The 15,700-nt window shown below is 76.9% G+C and carries 11 protein-coding genes; 9 read left to right on the forward strand and 2 right to left on the reverse strand.

Going from position 1 to position 15,700, the window contains the following annotated elements:
- Window positions 1-244: 244 nt before the first annotated feature.
- The 5 genes from ACH45N_RS25805 (at window position 245) to ACH45N_RS25825 (ending at window position 6,144) form a co-directional block, all read left to right on the forward strand.
- Window positions 245-1,540: a cytochrome P450 gene (locus ACH45N_RS25805; RefSeq protein ID WP_397398820.1), complete on the forward strand. Its 1,296-nt coding sequence runs from the start codon at window positions 245-247 to the stop codon at window positions 1,538-1,540.
- A gap of 96 nt (window positions 1,541-1,636) precedes the next feature.
- On the forward strand, window positions 1,637-3,238 hold the full coding sequence (locus tag ACH45N_RS25810; RefSeq protein ID WP_397398821.1) for a Re/Si-specific NAD(P)(+) transhydrogenase subunit alpha: 1,602 nt from the start codon (window positions 1,637-1,639) through the stop codon (window positions 3,236-3,238).
- Window positions 3,235-4,671, forward strand: coding sequence for a Re/Si-specific NAD(P)(+) transhydrogenase subunit beta (gene pntB, locus ACH45N_RS25815; protein ID WP_397398822.1), 1,437 nt, complete (start codon window positions 3,235-3,237; stop codon window positions 4,669-4,671). The genes ACH45N_RS25810 and pntB overlap by 4 nt, the downstream gene beginning before the upstream one ends.
- A 172-nt stretch (window positions 4,672-4,843) precedes the next feature.
- Window positions 4,844-5,254: a hypothetical protein gene (locus tag ACH45N_RS25820; protein WP_397398823.1), complete on the forward strand. Its 411-nt coding sequence runs from the start codon at window positions 4,844-4,846 to the stop codon at window positions 5,252-5,254.
- The gene (locus tag ACH45N_RS25825) at window positions 5,251-6,144 is read left to right on the forward strand and encodes a ketopantoate reductase family protein (RefSeq protein ID WP_397398824.1); all 894 of its coding nucleotides are present in this window, start codon (window positions 5,251-5,253) and stop codon (window positions 6,142-6,144) included. Before ACH45N_RS25820 ends, ACH45N_RS25825 begins: the two co-directional genes overlap by 4 nt.
- A 201-nt stretch (window positions 6,145-6,345) precedes the next feature.
- Here the strand turns inward: ACH45N_RS25825 and ACH45N_RS25830 are convergent, their stop codons facing one another.
- Window positions 6,346-7,836: a hypothetical protein gene (locus ACH45N_RS25830; protein ID WP_397398825.1), complete on the reverse strand. Its 1,491-nt coding sequence runs from the start codon at window positions 7,834-7,836 to the stop codon at window positions 6,346-6,348.
- A gap of 53 nt (window positions 7,837-7,889) precedes the next feature.
- Here ACH45N_RS25830 and ACH45N_RS25835 point away from each other — a divergent pair, with 53 nt between their 5' ends.
- On the forward strand, window positions 7,890-9,260 hold the full coding sequence (locus tag ACH45N_RS25835) for a glycosyltransferase (RefSeq protein ID WP_397398826.1): 1,371 nt from the start codon (window positions 7,890-7,892) through the stop codon (window positions 9,258-9,260).
- 17 nt (window positions 9,261-9,277) lie between these two features.
- Here the strand turns inward: ACH45N_RS25835 and ACH45N_RS25840 are convergent, their stop codons facing one another.
- Complete coding sequence (locus ACH45N_RS25840; protein ID WP_397398827.1) at window positions 9,278-10,756, reverse strand: hypothetical protein; 1,479 nt, start codon at window positions 10,754-10,756, stop codon at window positions 9,278-9,280.
- 189 nt (window positions 10,757-10,945) lie between these two features.
- Between ACH45N_RS25840 and ACH45N_RS25845 the strand changes: the two genes are divergently transcribed.
- From ACH45N_RS25845 to ACH45N_RS25855, 3 genes are read left to right on the forward strand one after another with little or no spacing between them, the layout of a single operon-like run.
- On the forward strand, window positions 10,946-12,436 hold the full coding sequence (locus ACH45N_RS25845) for a condensation domain-containing protein (RefSeq protein ID WP_397398828.1): 1,491 nt from the start codon (window positions 10,946-10,948) through the stop codon (window positions 12,434-12,436).
- Window positions 12,433-14,097 (forward strand): hypothetical protein, encoded by a 1,665-nt coding sequence (locus tag ACH45N_RS25850; RefSeq protein ID WP_397398829.1) that lies wholly within the window; start codon window positions 12,433-12,435, stop codon window positions 14,095-14,097. Before ACH45N_RS25845 ends, ACH45N_RS25850 begins: the two co-directional genes overlap by 4 nt.
- Window positions 14,078-15,649: a hypothetical protein gene (locus ACH45N_RS25855; protein WP_397398830.1), complete on the forward strand. Its 1,572-nt coding sequence runs from the start codon at window positions 14,078-14,080 to the stop codon at window positions 15,647-15,649. Before ACH45N_RS25850 ends, ACH45N_RS25855 begins: the two co-directional genes overlap by 20 nt.
- The last annotated feature ends 51 nt before the right edge of the window (window positions 15,650-15,700 follow it).

Consider the following 15,700-nt stretch of genomic DNA (forward strand, 5'->3'; position numbering starts at 1 on the left):
TCTCGACAGGGTGGTACGAGGGTGCGACAGTTTGTCTGCCCTCGCTGACATGTTAGCCACGGGTGTGGCCGAGGTCACGGTACAAAACAGCAACGCGGGTGGGTTCACCCTGGGCGATCGAGGGCGACTGCACAGATACGGTGAGTCAATGAAAATACACGAACTGGGTGATATCCGACAAGTCCCCCCGAGGTCACCGGACCGCCCGCGCGGGCCGGAGCCGTCCCCCGAGAGGCCCGCGACCGTGCTCGATGACCTGCGCAACACCCAGGACCGGCCCTGGCGAGGCACGCGGCCGTTGCGGCTCGACGCCGTCACGCACCTGCGGCCGCTGGTCGAGGCGTCGGGGCTGGCCGAACCGCGCGAGCTCTACGACGAGCTCGGGGCGCAGTGGGGCGAGGTGGCCCCGGTCGAGCTGGAGCCCGGCGTGCCCGCGTGGCTCGTCATGGGGCAGCGGCTCGTGTACGACATCATGCGCAACGAGCACGTGTTCGGCACCGACCCGCAGCTCTGGAACGGGCACGCGCGCGGCGGGCTGCCGCGGACGTCGGGCCTGCGCCCCGTGCTCACGTCCCACCAGCGCTTCTCCGCCAACCACGCCGACGGCGCGCTGCGGCAGCGCCTCCGCGTCCCCCTCGACGACGCGTTCGAGCAGCTCTCCGAGCCGCTCACGGCCGCGAAGGTGCGGTCGTTCTGCAACCTGCTCATCGACCGCTTCGAGGACCGCGGCCGCGCGGACCTGATGCTGGAGTACGCGTCGGTGATCCCGCTCCTCGTGGTCGCCGACATGATCGGCTTCGACCCGGAGGACGGCCAGCGCCTGTTCGACCTGACCCGCCGCATGGCCGGGGGCGGCACCGACGCCGCCGACGCCGTGCACGAGCTGGACCGGATGCTCGGCGACCTCGTGGCGGTGCGCCGGGAGCACCCGCGGCGCGACCTGGCGAGCTCGCTGGTGGCCCACCCGAACATGCGGGACGACGTCGAAGTCACCCACACCCTCCTCACCGTGGCCTACTCGGGCAACCTGACACTGACCGCCTGGGTGGCGCAGACCCTCCTGCTCACCCTGGCGGACGCGCGGTTCTCGGGACGGCTGCACGGCGGCCGCATCGACCTGGACAGCGCCATGGACGAGGTGCTGTGGCGCTCGACGCCGACCCTGCACAGCCTGCCCCGGTTCGCCCGTCAGGACGTGGTGCTCGACGACAAGCTCGTTGCCGCGGGCGACCCACTCGTCCTGGCGATCCACGCGGCGAACACGGACCCGCGGATGGACACCGGCGACCCGTGGGACCACGTCGGCAGCCGGGCCCACGTCTCCTTCGGCACCGGCCCGCACGCCTGCCCGGCGCCCCGCACGGCCCGCGTCATCGCGCGGATCGCCGTCGAGACGGTGCTGCGCCGGCTGGAGGTCGTGCTGCGGATCCCCGCCGCCGACGTCGCATGGGACCGGGCGCTGTGGATCCGCCAGCCGGTGAGCCTCCCGGTCACGTTCCCCGTGCCCGTCGAGAAGGCCGGGCCGCCCGACCACGCATGACCGGCGGGCAGGCATAGCACGCGACCCCTGGGCAGGTGGTAGTGCCCGCGCGAAGGGTCCCGGAGGTAGGTTGCGCCTGTGAGCAAGGAGGGTCACATGCGCATCGGCATACCGGACGACGGCGGGCCGCTCGTGCCCGCCACCCCCGCGACCACCGGCCGCCTGGTCGGCCTCGGCTACGAGGTGGCCGTGGCGACGGGGGCAGGCGCGGGGGCGGGCTTCCCCGACGCCGCCTACACGGCCGCGGGCGCCGCCGTCGTGCCCGACGGCGAGGCGTGGGCCGCCGACGTCGTGGCGGTCACGCGGGCGCCGGAGGACCTCACCGCGCCCGGCCCGGCGGCGCTGCGGCCCGGGGCGGTGCTGATCGCCCAGGTCGCGCCGGCTGCCCGGCCGGACCTCGTGCGGGCGCTCGCGGCCCGCGGTGTCACCGCCCTGGCCCTGGACGCCGTGCCGCGCATCTCCCGGGCGCAGTCGCTCGACGTGCTGAGCGCGCTGTCGAACGTCGCCGGGTACCGGGCCGTGGTCGAGGCCGCCGCCGAGTTCGGCGGCATGTTCTCCGGCCAGGTCACCGCAGCGGGCACCACCCCGCCCGCGAACGTCTTCGTCATCGGCGCCGGCGTGGCCGGGCTCGCTGCCATCGGCGCGGCGGGCAGCCTCGGCGCGCAGGTCCGTGCCTTCGACGTGCGCCCCGAGGTGGCGGAGCAGATCGAGTCCATGGGCGCCACGGTGGTCCGGGCCGACGACGCCGCGCAGCAGGTCAGCGCCGACGGGTACGCCCAGGCCCTGACCGCCGGCCAGGAGGCGGCGGCCCTGCGCGCGTACGCCGTCGAGACCGCCGCGGCCGACATCGTGATCACCACGGCGCTCGTGCGCGGGACGGCGCCCACCACGATCACGGCCGAGATGGTCGCGCGGATGCGGCCCGGCAGCGTGGTCGTCGACCTCGCCGCGCCCGGCGGCGGCAACTGCGAGCTGACCGTGCCGGGGCGGCGCGTGGTCAGCGACAACGGCGTGGTGGTCCTGGGGTACACCGACCTGCCCGACCGCATGCCGCGGCACGCCTCGGAGCTGCTCGGCACCGCCGTCGCCAACCTGGTTCAGCTCGGCACCCCGGAACGCGACGGCCGCCTCGCGCTCGACCCGGACGACGTCGTCGTGCGCGGGATGACCGTGGCCGCCGGCGGCGAGGTGCTGTGGCCGCCGCCCCCGGTGGCGGTCTCGGCGCCCCGGTCGCAGGTCGATCCTTCGCGGGTCGATCCGTCCCGGGTCGAGCCCGTCGAGACCGCACCGGGGTCTCGACAAGCTCGACCGGCGGTCGTCGGTGCCACCCGCACCCGGTCCGCCCGAACGGTGCTCGTCGCCCTCGGCGCCGTGCTGGCGGCGCTGGCCGTGGCGGCCTCCCCGCCGGACCAGGCGGCCCACTTCACCGTGCTGGCGCTCGCCGTGGTGGTCGGGTTCTACGTGATCTCGCACGTCAGCCACGCCCTGCACACCCCGCTGATGTCCCAGACCAACGCGATCTCCGGGATCATCCTGGTGGGCGGGATGCTGCAGATCGGCTCGGCGGACCCGGTGGTGACCACGCTGGCCGTGCTGGCCTCGGCGGTCGCGAGCATCAACATCTTCGGCGGGTTCCTGGTGACCCACCGCATGCTCGGCATGTTCCACCACAGTCCGGGCGAGGGGGCGGGCCGATGAGCGTCGAGTCGGTGGTCCAGGCGGTGTACCTGGTGGCGGCGGTGCTATTCGTGCTGTCGCTGGCCGGCCTGTCGAAGCAGGAGACGGCGCGGCGCGGCGTGCTGCTCGGCATGACCGGGATGGCGCTCGCGCTGGTGGCGACGGTCGCGCTGGCCCTGGACCGGTCCGAGCGGCCGGTGGGTGTGACGGCCGGGCTGATCCTGCTGGTCCTCCTGGTGGGCGCGGCGGTCGGCACCTGGCGGGCGCGGACCGTCGAGATGACCCAGATGCCCGAGCTCATCGCGCTCCTGCACTCGTTCGTCGGCGCGGCGGCGGTGCTGGTGGGCTTCGGCTCCTACCTGACCGACCCCGGGACAGGCGGGGCCGCCGGCACGGCCGGGGCGGACGGCGCCGGGGCGACCGTGCACCTGGTCGAGGTGTTCCTGGGCGTGCTGATCGGCGCCGTGACGTTCACGGGATCGATCGTGGCCTTCGGCAAGCTGTCCGCCCGGCTCCGCTCGTCGCCCCTCCTGCTGCCGGGCCGCAACTGGCTCAACCTCGCCGCCCTCGTGGCCTGCGCGGGGCTGCTCTGGTGGTTCCTGGCGGCGGGGGAGGCCGGGCTGGTGCCGCTGCTGCTCATGACCGTGGTCGCCCTGGCCCTCGGCTGGCACCTGGTCGCGGCGATCGGCGGTGGCGACATGCCCGTCGTCGTCTCGATGCTGAACTCCTACTCGGGGTGGGCGGCCGCCGCGGCGGGCTTCATGCTGGGCAACGACCTGCTCATCATCACGGGCGCGCTGGTCGGGTCCTCGGGTGCGATCCTCAGCTACCTCATGTGCCGCGCGATGAACCGGTCGTTCGTCAGCGTGATCCTGGGCGGGTTCGGCGCCGAGACCGGCGTCGTGGCGCAGGGGGCGCCCGCCGAGCAGGGCACCTACCGGGAGACGACGGCGCTGGAGGTCGCCGACCGGCTGACGGCCGCCCGGTCGGTGATCGTGGTGCCGGGCTACGGCATGGCCGTGGCGAAGGCCCAGTACCCCGTCGCGGACCTCGTCGCCCGGCTCACGGCGCGCGGCACCACGGTGCGGTTCGGCATCCACCCGGTGGCCGGGCGGCTGCCCGGCCACATGAACGTGCTGCTCGCCGAGGCGAAGGTGCCCTACGACCAGGTGCTGGGCATGGACGAGATCAACGACGACTTCGCCGCGACCGACGTCGTGCTGGTGATCGGCGCCAACGACACGGTGAACCCGGCCGCCCAGGACGACCCGGGCTCGCCCATCGCGGGCATGCCGGTGCTGGAGGTGTGGCAGGCTCGGGAGGTGGTGGTCTTCAAGCGGTCGATGGCCACGGGTTACGCCGGGGTGCAGAACCCGTTGTTCTTCCGCGAGAACACCGCCATGCTGTTCGGGGACGCGAAGGACCAGGTGGAGCTCATCGTCCAGGCCCTCTGACCGCGTCGGGCACCCCGACCTGGCCAGGGCCTTTTGCATTCTGGTGGTCATGTGTGGGTGAATTGAGGGTGACGCGCTCACACCGCGCGGTAACGGGTTGGTATAAAGGGGCGCGCCAGGAAAGTCCGGCGCAGTCCCTCAGTGCGGAGGCCGAGTGTTGACACGCTCTCTCGTGACCGGAACGGCCGCGATCGTGGGGTTCCTGGTGCTTGTGGCGACCACCGAGCTCTTCTGGTTCGGGCCTCCGTCCGGCGCGCACAACGCCGGCGAGATCTTCGCCTCCGTGGGCGGCGCCGCCCTCACCGTGCTCACCTGGGCGGTCGTCGGCTGGTCCGTCGCCCGGATCGCCCGCGCCATGCGCCTGACCCGCATCTCCGTGCTCGTCGGGATGGCCGCCCCGGTCGGAGCGATCGTCGCCTTCGCGCTCTCGGTCGACCTGGACGCGTGGTCCACCGGCTTCGGCGTCCTGGCGTTCGCGGCGGCGTCCGCGGGCGTGCTGGTGACGATCCGCCGCCGCAAGGCGGTCCGGCCCACCGCGATCCCCGGGTCGAAGGGGCACCCTCCGGTGCGGATGGCCGCGTGAGCGGCGCGCCGGTCGCCGTGGTCGGCCCGGGCGCGATCGGCGGCCTCATGGCCGCCCTCCTGCAGCGCGCGGGGCACGACGTCACCGTGGTCGCCCGGGAGGCGACGGCGGCGCACATCGCCGAGCACGGGCTCGACGTGGTCTCCGACATGTTCGGGTCGTGGCACGCGCCGCTGGCGGCGTCCACCGCGGTGCCGCGCGGCGCCCGGGTACTGGTCGCGGTCAAGGCCGACGGCGTCGCCGCGACGGCGGACCTGCTCCGCGCCGCGGACCCGGCCGAGGTGATCGCGCTGCTCAACGGCGTCGAGCACATGGTGCCCCTGCGCGCGGCGGCCCCCGGAGCGGCCGTTTTCGGCGCGACCATCGCGGGCCAGACGCGGCGCACGCCCGCCGAGGGCCCCGGCCCCGCGACCGTCACGCACTCCTTCGACCTGCTCACGATCGTGGTGCCCGACGCCGCCGCCGACCTCGGCCTGACCGCCGCCCTGCGGGACACCGGCGCCGCGCTGCAGACCGGCGGCACCGAGGCCGAGGTGCTCTGGAAGAAGCTGCGGTTCCTCGCCGGCCTGTCGCTGCTGACCTCGACGTGGAAGACCGGGATCGCCGACGCGCTGGACCGCGACCCGGCGCTCACCGCCGGGCTGCTGGACGAGATCGCCGCCGTCGCCTCCGCCGAGGGCGTGCCCTCCACGGGCGACGGCCTGCGCGGCCTGCTGGCCGGGATGCCGCCGCTGACCGTCGGCTCGCTGGAGGCCGACCTGTCGGCGGGACGGCCGGGCGAGCTCGACGCGATCGGCGGCGCGATCCTGCGCGCGGGTGCGCGGCGCGGGATCGTGCTGCCGGTGCTCACCGCGACGGTGGACAAGCTGGCGGCGTCGGTCGGCCGCTAGGCGACGTCGGCCGCCCCGGCCGCCGCCGCGCCGCGAGCGAAGTGCGCTTCTACCCCGTCATTCGGCCCGGAATCAGCTAGTTTTCGGGCGCAATGGCGGGGTAGAAGCGCACTTTCGCGCGGCGGCGGGCGGACGGCGCCGGGCCGCGGCCGGTCAGCAGCAGCAGGGCCGCGGCCTCCTGGAGCAGACCGTCGGGTCGGGTCACCAGAACCGGACCGGCAGCCGGTGCCGCGCGTACACGCTCTCGACCGCCGCGCGCACCTGGGCGGGTGTACCCAGCCGTTCGTCGTCCAGCCCGAGCACCGCCAGGGTCGCGATGCCGTTGTGTTCGGACCACCAGGAGTCCAGGCCGCCGCGCATCTGCCGCAGCCGGCCGCGGGTCAGCCCCTGCGTCACGCCACGCATGAGCACGCTGGAGGCGGGCGTGCCGAGCGGCGCTGCGAACGCCGTCGGCAGCCGGCCCAGGTTCGAGGCCAGGCACAGCGGCGCGGTGCCGTCGCGCGCCGCCATCTTCGCGACGGCGTCGGGCACCATCTGCATGAGCGGCTTGAGCGGGCCCAGGGTGTCCACCCGCGTGCCGGAGGTCAGCGCCGCGAACTCCGCCTTGGACCGGGCCCGGATCTGCGCCATGTCGGCCACCACGCCGGCCCGCTCGGGCGCGGGAGTCACGGTGGTGTCCACGGCGATGGACACCCCGGACGTCGCGTTGGACCGCAGGTCGCCCGGCTGCCGCAGGCTCACGGGCAGCGACACGCGCACCGGCATGCCCGCCCGGGCGGCGCCCGCGGCGAGCAGGATCTCCGTGCACACCGCGATGAGCAGGCTGTTCGCCGTGCCGCCCGCGGCGTGTGCCGCGCGGTGCCAGGTGGAGGCGTCCGTGTCGACGACGACGATCGGCGGGTGGGCCGGCTCCGCGTCGTCGGGCCGCGGGGCGGGCCGGGGCCGGTCCGCCGACTGCTGCGCCATCAGCGGCGGCACCGGACCCTGCCGCGCCATCCGGCGCAGGCCGCCGACGGCGGCGCGCGCCTGGTCCGTCGCGTCGCGCAGGTCGGCCACGAGGCCCGTACGGATCCGCTCGCCCTCCTTGGGCAGGCGGCGCCCGTCGGACGACGGCGCGCCCTCGGCGTACCCGCCCGCGAAGGCGCCTCGGGCCGCGGCGGCGGCGACGGCCGCCTCCAGGGCGCCCACGTGCATCCCGCCGTCGGCCACCACGTGCGAGGTGAGGAGGCTGAGCAGGCTCCCGCCGCTCGTCGTCGGCGCCGCGGACAGCGCCCAGGTCGGGCCGCGCTCCGGGTCCAGGCTGACCTGGGCCTGCTCGTCCGCCCAGGCGAGCACGTAGGCCTCGGGCACCGGCGCGGACCCGATGAGCAGGTCCGGCAGCGTGGTGGACGCCGCCCACCGGGCACGGGCGCCCGGGAGGCGGCCGGGCCGCACCACCCGCTGCAGCGGCCCCTCGGCGAGGCCGCGGTGCAGCGCGCGCAGCGCGTCGAGGTCCAACGGAGCCGGCAGTCGCCAGACGGTCTGGTTGACCACGGCCACGCCGAGCACCCGGCGCGTGCGCAGGAACAGGTCGTCATCGTAGGTCAGGCGGTTGCTCGCGGCGGGGGAGGCCGCGGCCGGCGGGACGGCCGGCGGGGTGGTCGGCGTGCGGTGCGGCGGGGTGGCGGGCGGGCTGGTCACAGGGCTGGTCACTGGTTCTCCGGTGCCGGGCGGGCGGGTGGTCGGCGGGCGTGTAGGTTGCGCGCGTGCGTCATGTCATGGCCCTGGTGGGCAGTCGTGGAGATGTCCAGCCGGCCCTCGCGGTCGCCCTGGAGCTGCGCCGGCGTGGGGACGAGGTGGTCACCGGCGTGGCGCCGAACCTCGTGCCGCTGGCCGCGCGGCTGGGGCTGGACCCGGTGCCGCTCGGCATCGACTCGGGGGCGCTGCTGGGGTCGGACCTGGTGCGGCGCGACATGCGGTCCGCGCACCCGGTGCGCCGGGTGCGCGCGCTGCGCGCCGTGGCGTCGGCCGGCTGGGACGAGCTGCGCACCGGGCTGATCGCGCTGCTCGACGACGTGGGCGGCGCGGACACCGTGGTCACCGGCCTGCTGGGCCAGGAGGTGGCCGCGGCGGTGGCCGAACGCCGCGGCCTGGCCATGGCGGCGCTGCACTACTGCCCGGTGCGGGCCAACCGCGTGGTCTCGCCGGTGAGCGGCGTGCGCGGCCCGGGTGCGACCCGGGCCGTCTGGGCGCTGGGGGAGCGGGTGCGCTGGGGCCTGACCCGCCGGGCGGAGAACGCCCAGCGCGCCGCGCTCGGGCTCGGCGGCACGCGCGTGCACCTGCCCACCCGCCTGCGCGCCGCCGGGGCCGTGGAGATCCAGGCCTACGACCCGGTCCTCGCGCCGGGGCTGGCCGACGAGTGGGGTCCGCGGCGTCCGCTGACGGGCTTCCTCGCCCTGGACGACGCCGCGCGGGCGCGCCTCGGGGAGGCCGGTGCCGGCTCGGGCGGCAGCCTCGACCCGGGTCCCGACGCCGGGCTCGACTCCTGGCTGGAGGACGGCGAGCCGCCCGTCTACGTGGGTTTCGGCTCCATGCCCGTGGTGGACCCTGCCGCGCTGCTCGCCGCCGTCGACGCCGCGTGCGCCGACCTCGGGGTGCGAGCGCTGGTCAGCGCGGGCTGGAACGACTTCTCGGGAGCGGCCGGCTCCGACGGGCCGGCGGGGCAGTCCGGGGCGGACGGGCAGCCCGGGCAGACCGGGCAGCTCGGCCCCGACACGAAGCGCGTGCGCGTCGTCGGCGCCGTCGACCACGCCGCGGTGCTGCCCCGCTGCCGCGCGGCCGTGCACCACGGCGGTGCCGGGACGACGGCGGCGGCGCTGCGCGCGGGCCTGCCCGCCGTCGTCGGCTGGTACTCCGCGGACCAGCCGATGTGGGGCGAGCTGCTGCGCGGAGCGGGGGTCGGCGTCGCCCGCCGCGCGAGCACCCTCACGCAGCCCGGCGTGCTCGCCGGGGCGCTGGCCGCGGTGCTCGACGACGCCACCGCGGCGCGCGCCGCCGCGCTCGGGTCGCGGCTGAGGCCGCCGGCCGAGGCGGTCGCTGCGGCGGCGGACGCGATCACCGGCGCACACCGACCCTGAGCCCCGGTCCCGTCCACTCACCACGGGGCCGCCGGCAGCTTCCAGGCCTCGGCCTCGGCCAGCACCAGGCGGCGCAGGGTGTCGGCGTCGGCCACGCGGTCGGGGTCGAGGGCGGCGACGCTCAGCGTCGTCGTGCGGCCGGCGGTGGTGCAGAACGCGACCAGCCCGCCGCCCGCGGCGCGCAGCTCGGCCGCCGACGCGCCCTGGTAGTGCGACAGCGTGGCCACGGCGCGGACCGGCCCGCCCGCCGCCTGCGTGTAGCCCTCGGGCGGGCGGCCCAGGTTGGACGCCAGCGCGGCGGCGACCGGCGGCTGCGGCAGGCGGCTGACCAGGGTGTCCGGCAGCATCTGCACCAGCTCGAGGGGCACCGGGGCCACCCCGGGCTCCGCCTGCCCGACGGCGGTGTACGCCTCCTTGGCGGCCGCCCGGACCCAGCCGAGGTCGCGGTGGGCCAGCACGTCGGCCGGGATGGTGACGCGGGCGATCTTGGTCGAGTTGGCCCGGGGGTCGTCGGCGCCGCGGGTCGAGACGGGCAGCGCGACGGGCACGGGCTCGCCCGGGAACCGGCCGGTCGCGTGCACCAGACGGGCCAGGAACGCGACGAACCAGGTGTTCGGCGTGCCGCCGTGCGCGGCGGCGGCCTGGGTCACCTGGTCGGCGGGGAGCTCGACGTGCAGCACGGGCACGCGCCAGCCGGCGTCGGCGGCGGGGTCGGCGGAGGGGTCGGTGGCGGGGTCGGCAGGTGCGGGAGCCGCGTCCTCCGCGGCGGCGATCCCGGCCGGGCCGCCGGGCGCGGGCTCGTCCGGCGGGGGCGGCACGGGCTCGTGCCGCGTGCCCGGCGTCCCGGCCTCGATCTGCGGGGCGGCCTCCTGGGCGGCGGCCTGCGCCTTCGCCCGGGCCTTGTCCCGGGCCCAGCGCGCGACGGCGGCGGCCTGCGCCGCGGCGTCGGCGGCGTCCGCGAGCAGCGCCCGCGGGCCGCGCTCGGGTGCCGGGACGACGATCGGCTCGGCGTGCGTCGCGGCGCGCACCACGGCGTCGATCAGGGCGGCGCCGTCGGCGACGGCGTGCGCGCACGTGAGCGAGACCACCGACCCGGCGACGGTCCCGGCGCCGCCGGCGCCCGGGCGGCCGGCGACGTCCGCGGCGGAGATCCGCCAGGAGAGGCCGCGGGCCGGGTCGAGCGGCACGTCGGCCTGGGCCTGCGCCCAGGTGCCGATGCCGCCCTCGGGCACGGGCTCCGTCTGCAGGTCCAGCACCGGCAGGGTGCCCGCGGGCGCCCAGCGGTGCCGCGCGCCGGGCACGCGGGCGCGCACCACGCGCCGGTGCAGGGACCCTGCGGCGAGGCGTTCGGCCAGGTCGCGCAGGCGGTCGGCGTCGAAGGGGCCGTCGAGGCGCCACAGCACCTGGTTCACGGCGGGGCTCGCGCCGCCGTCGTGCCGGCGCAGGAACATGTCGTCGGCGAACTGCAGGCGCAGTGCGGGTGGCGGTTCCGTCACGCTCGTCTCTCCGGTCGGTTCGCGGTCCCGGAGGGGACCGTGGGCTTCAGCAGCCCGACCATACCGGGCATTACGGGGGGACTAACTTTCACCCGGCGAATCCGGTATAAAGGTCGCCGCAAGGGGACCGCGGAACTCGTCCGACGTCGTGCTGGCCGTGCCCACAGACCGATCGAGGGACCCGACCGCATGGAATACACCGAGCTTTCGGCCTACGACCTGCCCGCCGGGGTCGTGACGTCCTGGACGCCGCGGGCCGACGCCGGACGCTGGCAGCAGGACCCGCGCGACCTCTCGCCGGGGCACGAGGCGCACCTGCGCGACTCCGAGCCGGGCTCCTGGATCGGCTCGGTGCTGCGGGTCCCCGGCCCGTACGAGGCGGAGCCGCTGCGCCGCGCGATCCACGCCTGGATGAGCCGCCACGAGGTGCTGCGCACCACCGTGACCCGCGACGCCGGTGCCGGCTGGCGGCGCGTGACTGCCCCGGCCGAGGCCGTCGCCGTCCGCGACCTCGTGGTCGGCCACCTGACCGCCGAGCAGGTCACGGCGCTGCTGCCCAGCCTGCTCGCCGACGTCTCGCCGACCGCGTGGCCGCACTGCGTCCTGGCCAGCGTGGTGCCGGCGGACGCGGCTGGTCCCGGCTCCGACGGTTTCGTGCTCGCGTTCGGCGCCGACCACTCGGTCATGGACGCCTACTCCCAGCTCCTGTGGTTCGAGGAGATCGTCTCGCTGTACGACGCCGCCCGCCGGGGCGTGCCGGACGCCGAGCTGCGCGCGCTGGAGGTGGGCTCCCACGTGGACTTCTCCGCGGAGGACCGCAAGCTCGCCATGACGCTCGCCGCCGACGGCGAGCCCGTGCGCCGCTGGCTCGACTTCCTCGGCCCCGGCGCCACGTTCCCCCGCTACGGCGCAGAGGGCGTCACGCATCCGGCCGCCGACGCCGCCGAGGCCGCCCGCCCGCAGGCCTCCCGGTCGGCGTGGCTCGCGACCGCCGACCAGACCGACGACCTCAGCGCCCGCAGCCGGGCCCGCGGCGCGTCCGCCCAGTCCGGCGTGCTGGCCACGTTCGCGCACGCCGCGCGGCGGGTGCACGGGATCGACCGGCTCCGGTTCGTGCTGCCCATGCACACCCGGTACGCGCCGCAGCACGCCGCCGCCGTCGGCTGGTACGTGGGCCTGTGCCCCGTCGATGTCGACCTGGCCGGCCTCGACCCCGTGCTGCGCGAGGTCGACACGGGCGGGCCGGGCGGCGCCGGTCGGGTCGGTACCGGCCGGGCCGCCGCGGGCCGGGTGGTCGACGGCACCGCGCTCACCGCCGCCGTCGAGCGCGTGCACGCCGCGGTCGCGGCCGGCAAGCCCCTGGTGCGGTACTCGTTCGCGCGCATCGCCGAGCTGGGCGGCATCACCGACGGCCCGCACCTCGCCGTCTCCTACGTGGACACCCGGTTCGTGCCGGGGTCCGAGCGCTGGAGCGCCTGGGACGCCCGCACCCTGCGCAGCCCCGCGTACGGCACCGACGAGCTCTACCTGTGGTTCCTGCGCACGCACGACGGCCTCAACGTCTCCACCCGCTACCCGGACACACCGGAGGCGCACGCCGCGACGGACGCCCTGATCGAGGAGCTCCGCGCCTGCTTCCGGGCCTTCGGCACCGCCGGCCTGAGCGAGGCGGTCGCATGATCCTCGGCGCCCTGAGCACCTGGTCCCCGCGTACCGGGAAGGTGGTGCACGTGCGGCCCACGGCCGCCGCGCTCGCCGCGGCCCGGCAGGCGCCGGTGGACGCCGGACCGCCGTCGTTCCTGCAGGGCGACCACCTGCGTGCCTTCGCGGCGCGCCGGGCCTCCGGCGGCCGGCACCGCGCCTGGACCGGCACCGCGTCCCGCCTCGACGGGCTGTTCGACGGCGCCGCCCTGGCCCGCGCCCTGACCCGGTTCGTGCGGCGGCACGAGGGCCTGCGCACCTGGTTCGACGTCGACGCCTGCGCCGAGGGCGGCGCCCCGGTGCGGCACCTGGTCCCCGCGGACGCCGTCGACTTCGCGCCCGTGGACGTCCCGGCCCTCTCGCCGGTGCCGGGTCTCGGATGGGACGAGTGGGTGACGGGACACCTGAACGCGACCTTCGACGCCGCGTGCCGCCCCGACTCCTGGGCCCCGTTCGCGCTCGGCGCCGTCGTGACCGACGACGGGTTCGGGCTGTTCTGGGGCTGCGACCACGCGTTCACGGACGGCGGGTCGCAGCTCATGGTGCTCAGCGAGATCGAGGAGCTGTACGGGCAGGAGCTCACGGCGGGCGACGGCGCCGGGGCCGGCGACGTCGGTCCGGGCCCCGCGCCGGCCGAGCCCCCGCCGACCGCCGGGTCCTTCCTCGACCATGCCCGGGCCGAGCACGAGCTCGCCGCGGCGACCCCGCCGGACGCGCCCCAGATCCGCGCCTGGTCCGACGCCGTGACCGCGCACGGCGGGCGCCTGCCGCAGTTCGCGCTGGACCTCGGCCTGCCGCCGGGCGAGACCGCCCCCGTCAAGATCCGCTCGGCGACCCTGCTCGACGCCGCCGGCCTCGCGCGGGTCGACGCGCTGGCCGCCGCGCACGGCGCCCGGTTCACCGGCGCGGTGTTCGCCGGGATCGCGCTCACGGACGTCCGGCTGACCGGCGCCTCCGACTGGTTCGGCGTCACCGTGGTCGGCACGCGCGGCCCCGGCTTCGAGACCACCCAGGGCTGGCTGTGCAACTTCGCGCCGGTCACGTTCCCGGTGCCCGACGGCGGGGACCCGGCGTCGTTCGCTGCCGCCCTGCCCGTCGCCGACGCGGCGTTCCGCCAGGCCAGGAAGGTCGCCGAGGTGCCGGTGCACGCCGCGCTCGGCGTCATGCTGGCCGGCGGCGTGCTCGACCCGGCCTCCCTCGGCAGCCCGCAGCTCATCAGCTATCTCGACCTGCGGCGGTTCCCCGGCGTCGGGCGGCCCGCCTACGACAACGGCCTGCACTTCACCGGGGAGGGCCGCACCGCGAACGCGTCGCTGTGGGTCAACCGCGACCACGAGCGGCTGTACGTCGTCACGCAGACGCCGGACACCCCGGCGGCGCAGGCCGCCGTGGACCGGTACCTCGCGGAGCTGACCGCGACGTTCGCGGCCGCCGCCGCCGAGGGCGCCGCCGCGGCCGTCACCGAGGCTGCCGTTGCGGAGGCCCCGACGGGCGTCGCCCCGGCCGCCGTCGCGGAGGCCCCGGCCGCCGTCGCCCCGGCCGCCGTCGTGCGGGACGAGCGGGACGTGCCGGACGAGCCGGACGTGCCGGACGAGCGGGACGTGCGGCTGGAGGCGACCGGTGCGGGTCCTCTCGGCTGACCTCTGGGAGCCGGCGCCCGGCCGGGTCGTCACCTGGGACGTCACGCCCGGGGCAGGACGCCGTCCGGCCGCGGCGGCGCCGACCTACAACCAGCGCAACCACCTCCTCGGGGCCGGCTCCGGCGAGCCGAGCGTGTGGATCACCGCCGCGTTCGACGTCGACGGGCCGATCGATCCCGGGGCCCTGGAGGCCGCCTTCCGCGACCTCGTGGCCGACCACCCGGGCCTGTGGGTCGAGGCGGTCCGCCGGCCCGCGCCCGAGCGGGTGGGCCTCGTGCGGCACGACCCGGACGGCCTGGTCTGGCGGCGGCACGACGGCCCGGTCACCCGCACGGTCGCGGAGACCCGCGAGCACCTGGCGGCCGAGCTCACCCGCCGGTGCGCGCCGTTCGGGTACCCGGCGTTCCTGCCCGCCGCGATCAGCCGGCCCGACCGGTCGACGATCGTGCTGGGCATGGACCACCTGCACACCGATGCCTGGTCCACCACCGTCGTGATCGACGAGCTGGCCGCCCGGTACGCCGAGCGCACCGGGGGAGCGCCGGGCCGGGCCGCCGGTGCCGGGGCCGGTGCTGGGGCGCGGGGCGAGGCCGCTGCCGCGATCCTCGCCGGCGGTGCGGGGCCCGGCCCGGCGCCCGCCGGCCTGTTGCCTCCTGCCGGACTGTTCCCTGCTAGCCCACTGCCTGCCGGCCCACTGCCCGCCGACCTGCCGCCCGCCGGCCTGCCGCCCGCCGGCCTGGCGCCCGCCGACCTGCCGCCCGCCGGCCCGGCGCCCGTCGGCGCCGACGACCTGCGGCTCGCGGCCTGGCACGGCTTCCTGCGCGACCGCGGCTGGGCGCTGCCCACGTTCCCGCTGCCGCTCGGCGTGCCGGAGGGCGAGCGGGTGGCGCAGCGCACCGTCGTGCGCCCGCTGGCCGACGCCGCGGCCGCGGACACCGTCGCGGCGCGCGCCCGGGCGGCCGGCGCGTCGACGTCGGCGGCCGTGCTGGTCACGCTGGCCCGGGCGGTCGCGGACCGGGGCGGGCCCGCCGTCCTGGAGACCCTGCTGCCGGTGCACACCCGCGACGACGCGGCCGCGCGCGGCGCCGTCGGCTGGCACACCACCACGGTGCCGCTGCGGATCGACTCCGGCGCCGGGCACACGCCCGCGAGAGATCGCCGGTGGGGCCCGCCCCCCGCCGTCCGGCCCGCGGTGCCGGACACCGCCCTGGCGGCGACCGGCAAGGCCCTGCGCGCCGCGCGCGAGCTGGCCGCGGTGCCGCTGGAGCAGGTGGTGACGTCGCTGCCCCGGCCGTTGCGGTTCCCGCGGACGGACATCTTCCAGGTGTCGTACCTGGACTACCGCCGCCTGCCGGGGCACGCCGCGGCCGCCGGGCGGCGGGCCCACCACGTGTCGGCCGCGACCCGCGCCGACGATCTGCAGGTCTGGGTCTCCCGCACGGACGCCGGCCTCGCCGTCCGCGCCCGCATGCCCCGCACCGACACGGCGACAGCGACGGTCGACGCCGTCCTGGACCGCTGGTCGGAGCTGCTGAGCGGGCCGGAGGGCTGAGCAGGCCCGCGGTCTGAGCGGGCGCACGGCCGGGGCCGGGTGCGTCGGGGG

The organism is Promicromonospora sp. NPDC019610, from assembly GCF_044389365.1.
Taxonomy (GTDB): domain Bacteria; phylum Actinomycetota; class Actinomycetes; order Actinomycetales; family Cellulomonadaceae; genus Promicromonospora.

Coding starts and splice junctions, on each gene's coding strand:
- ACH45N_RS25845 (WP_397398828.1), top strand. CDS start 10,946: ATGGAATACACCGAGCTTTCGGCCTACGACCTGCCCGCCGGGGTCGTG.
- ACH45N_RS25810 (WP_397398821.1), top strand. CDS start 1,637: ATGCGCATCGGCATACCGGACGACGGCGGGCCGCTCGTGCCCGCCACC.
- ACH45N_RS25850 (WP_397398829.1), top strand. CDS start 12,433: ATGATCCTCGGCGCCCTGAGCACCTGGTCCCCGCGTACCGGGAAGGTG.
- pntB (WP_397398822.1), top strand. CDS start 3,235: ATGAGCGTCGAGTCGGTGGTCCAGGCGGTGTACCTGGTGGCGGCGGTG.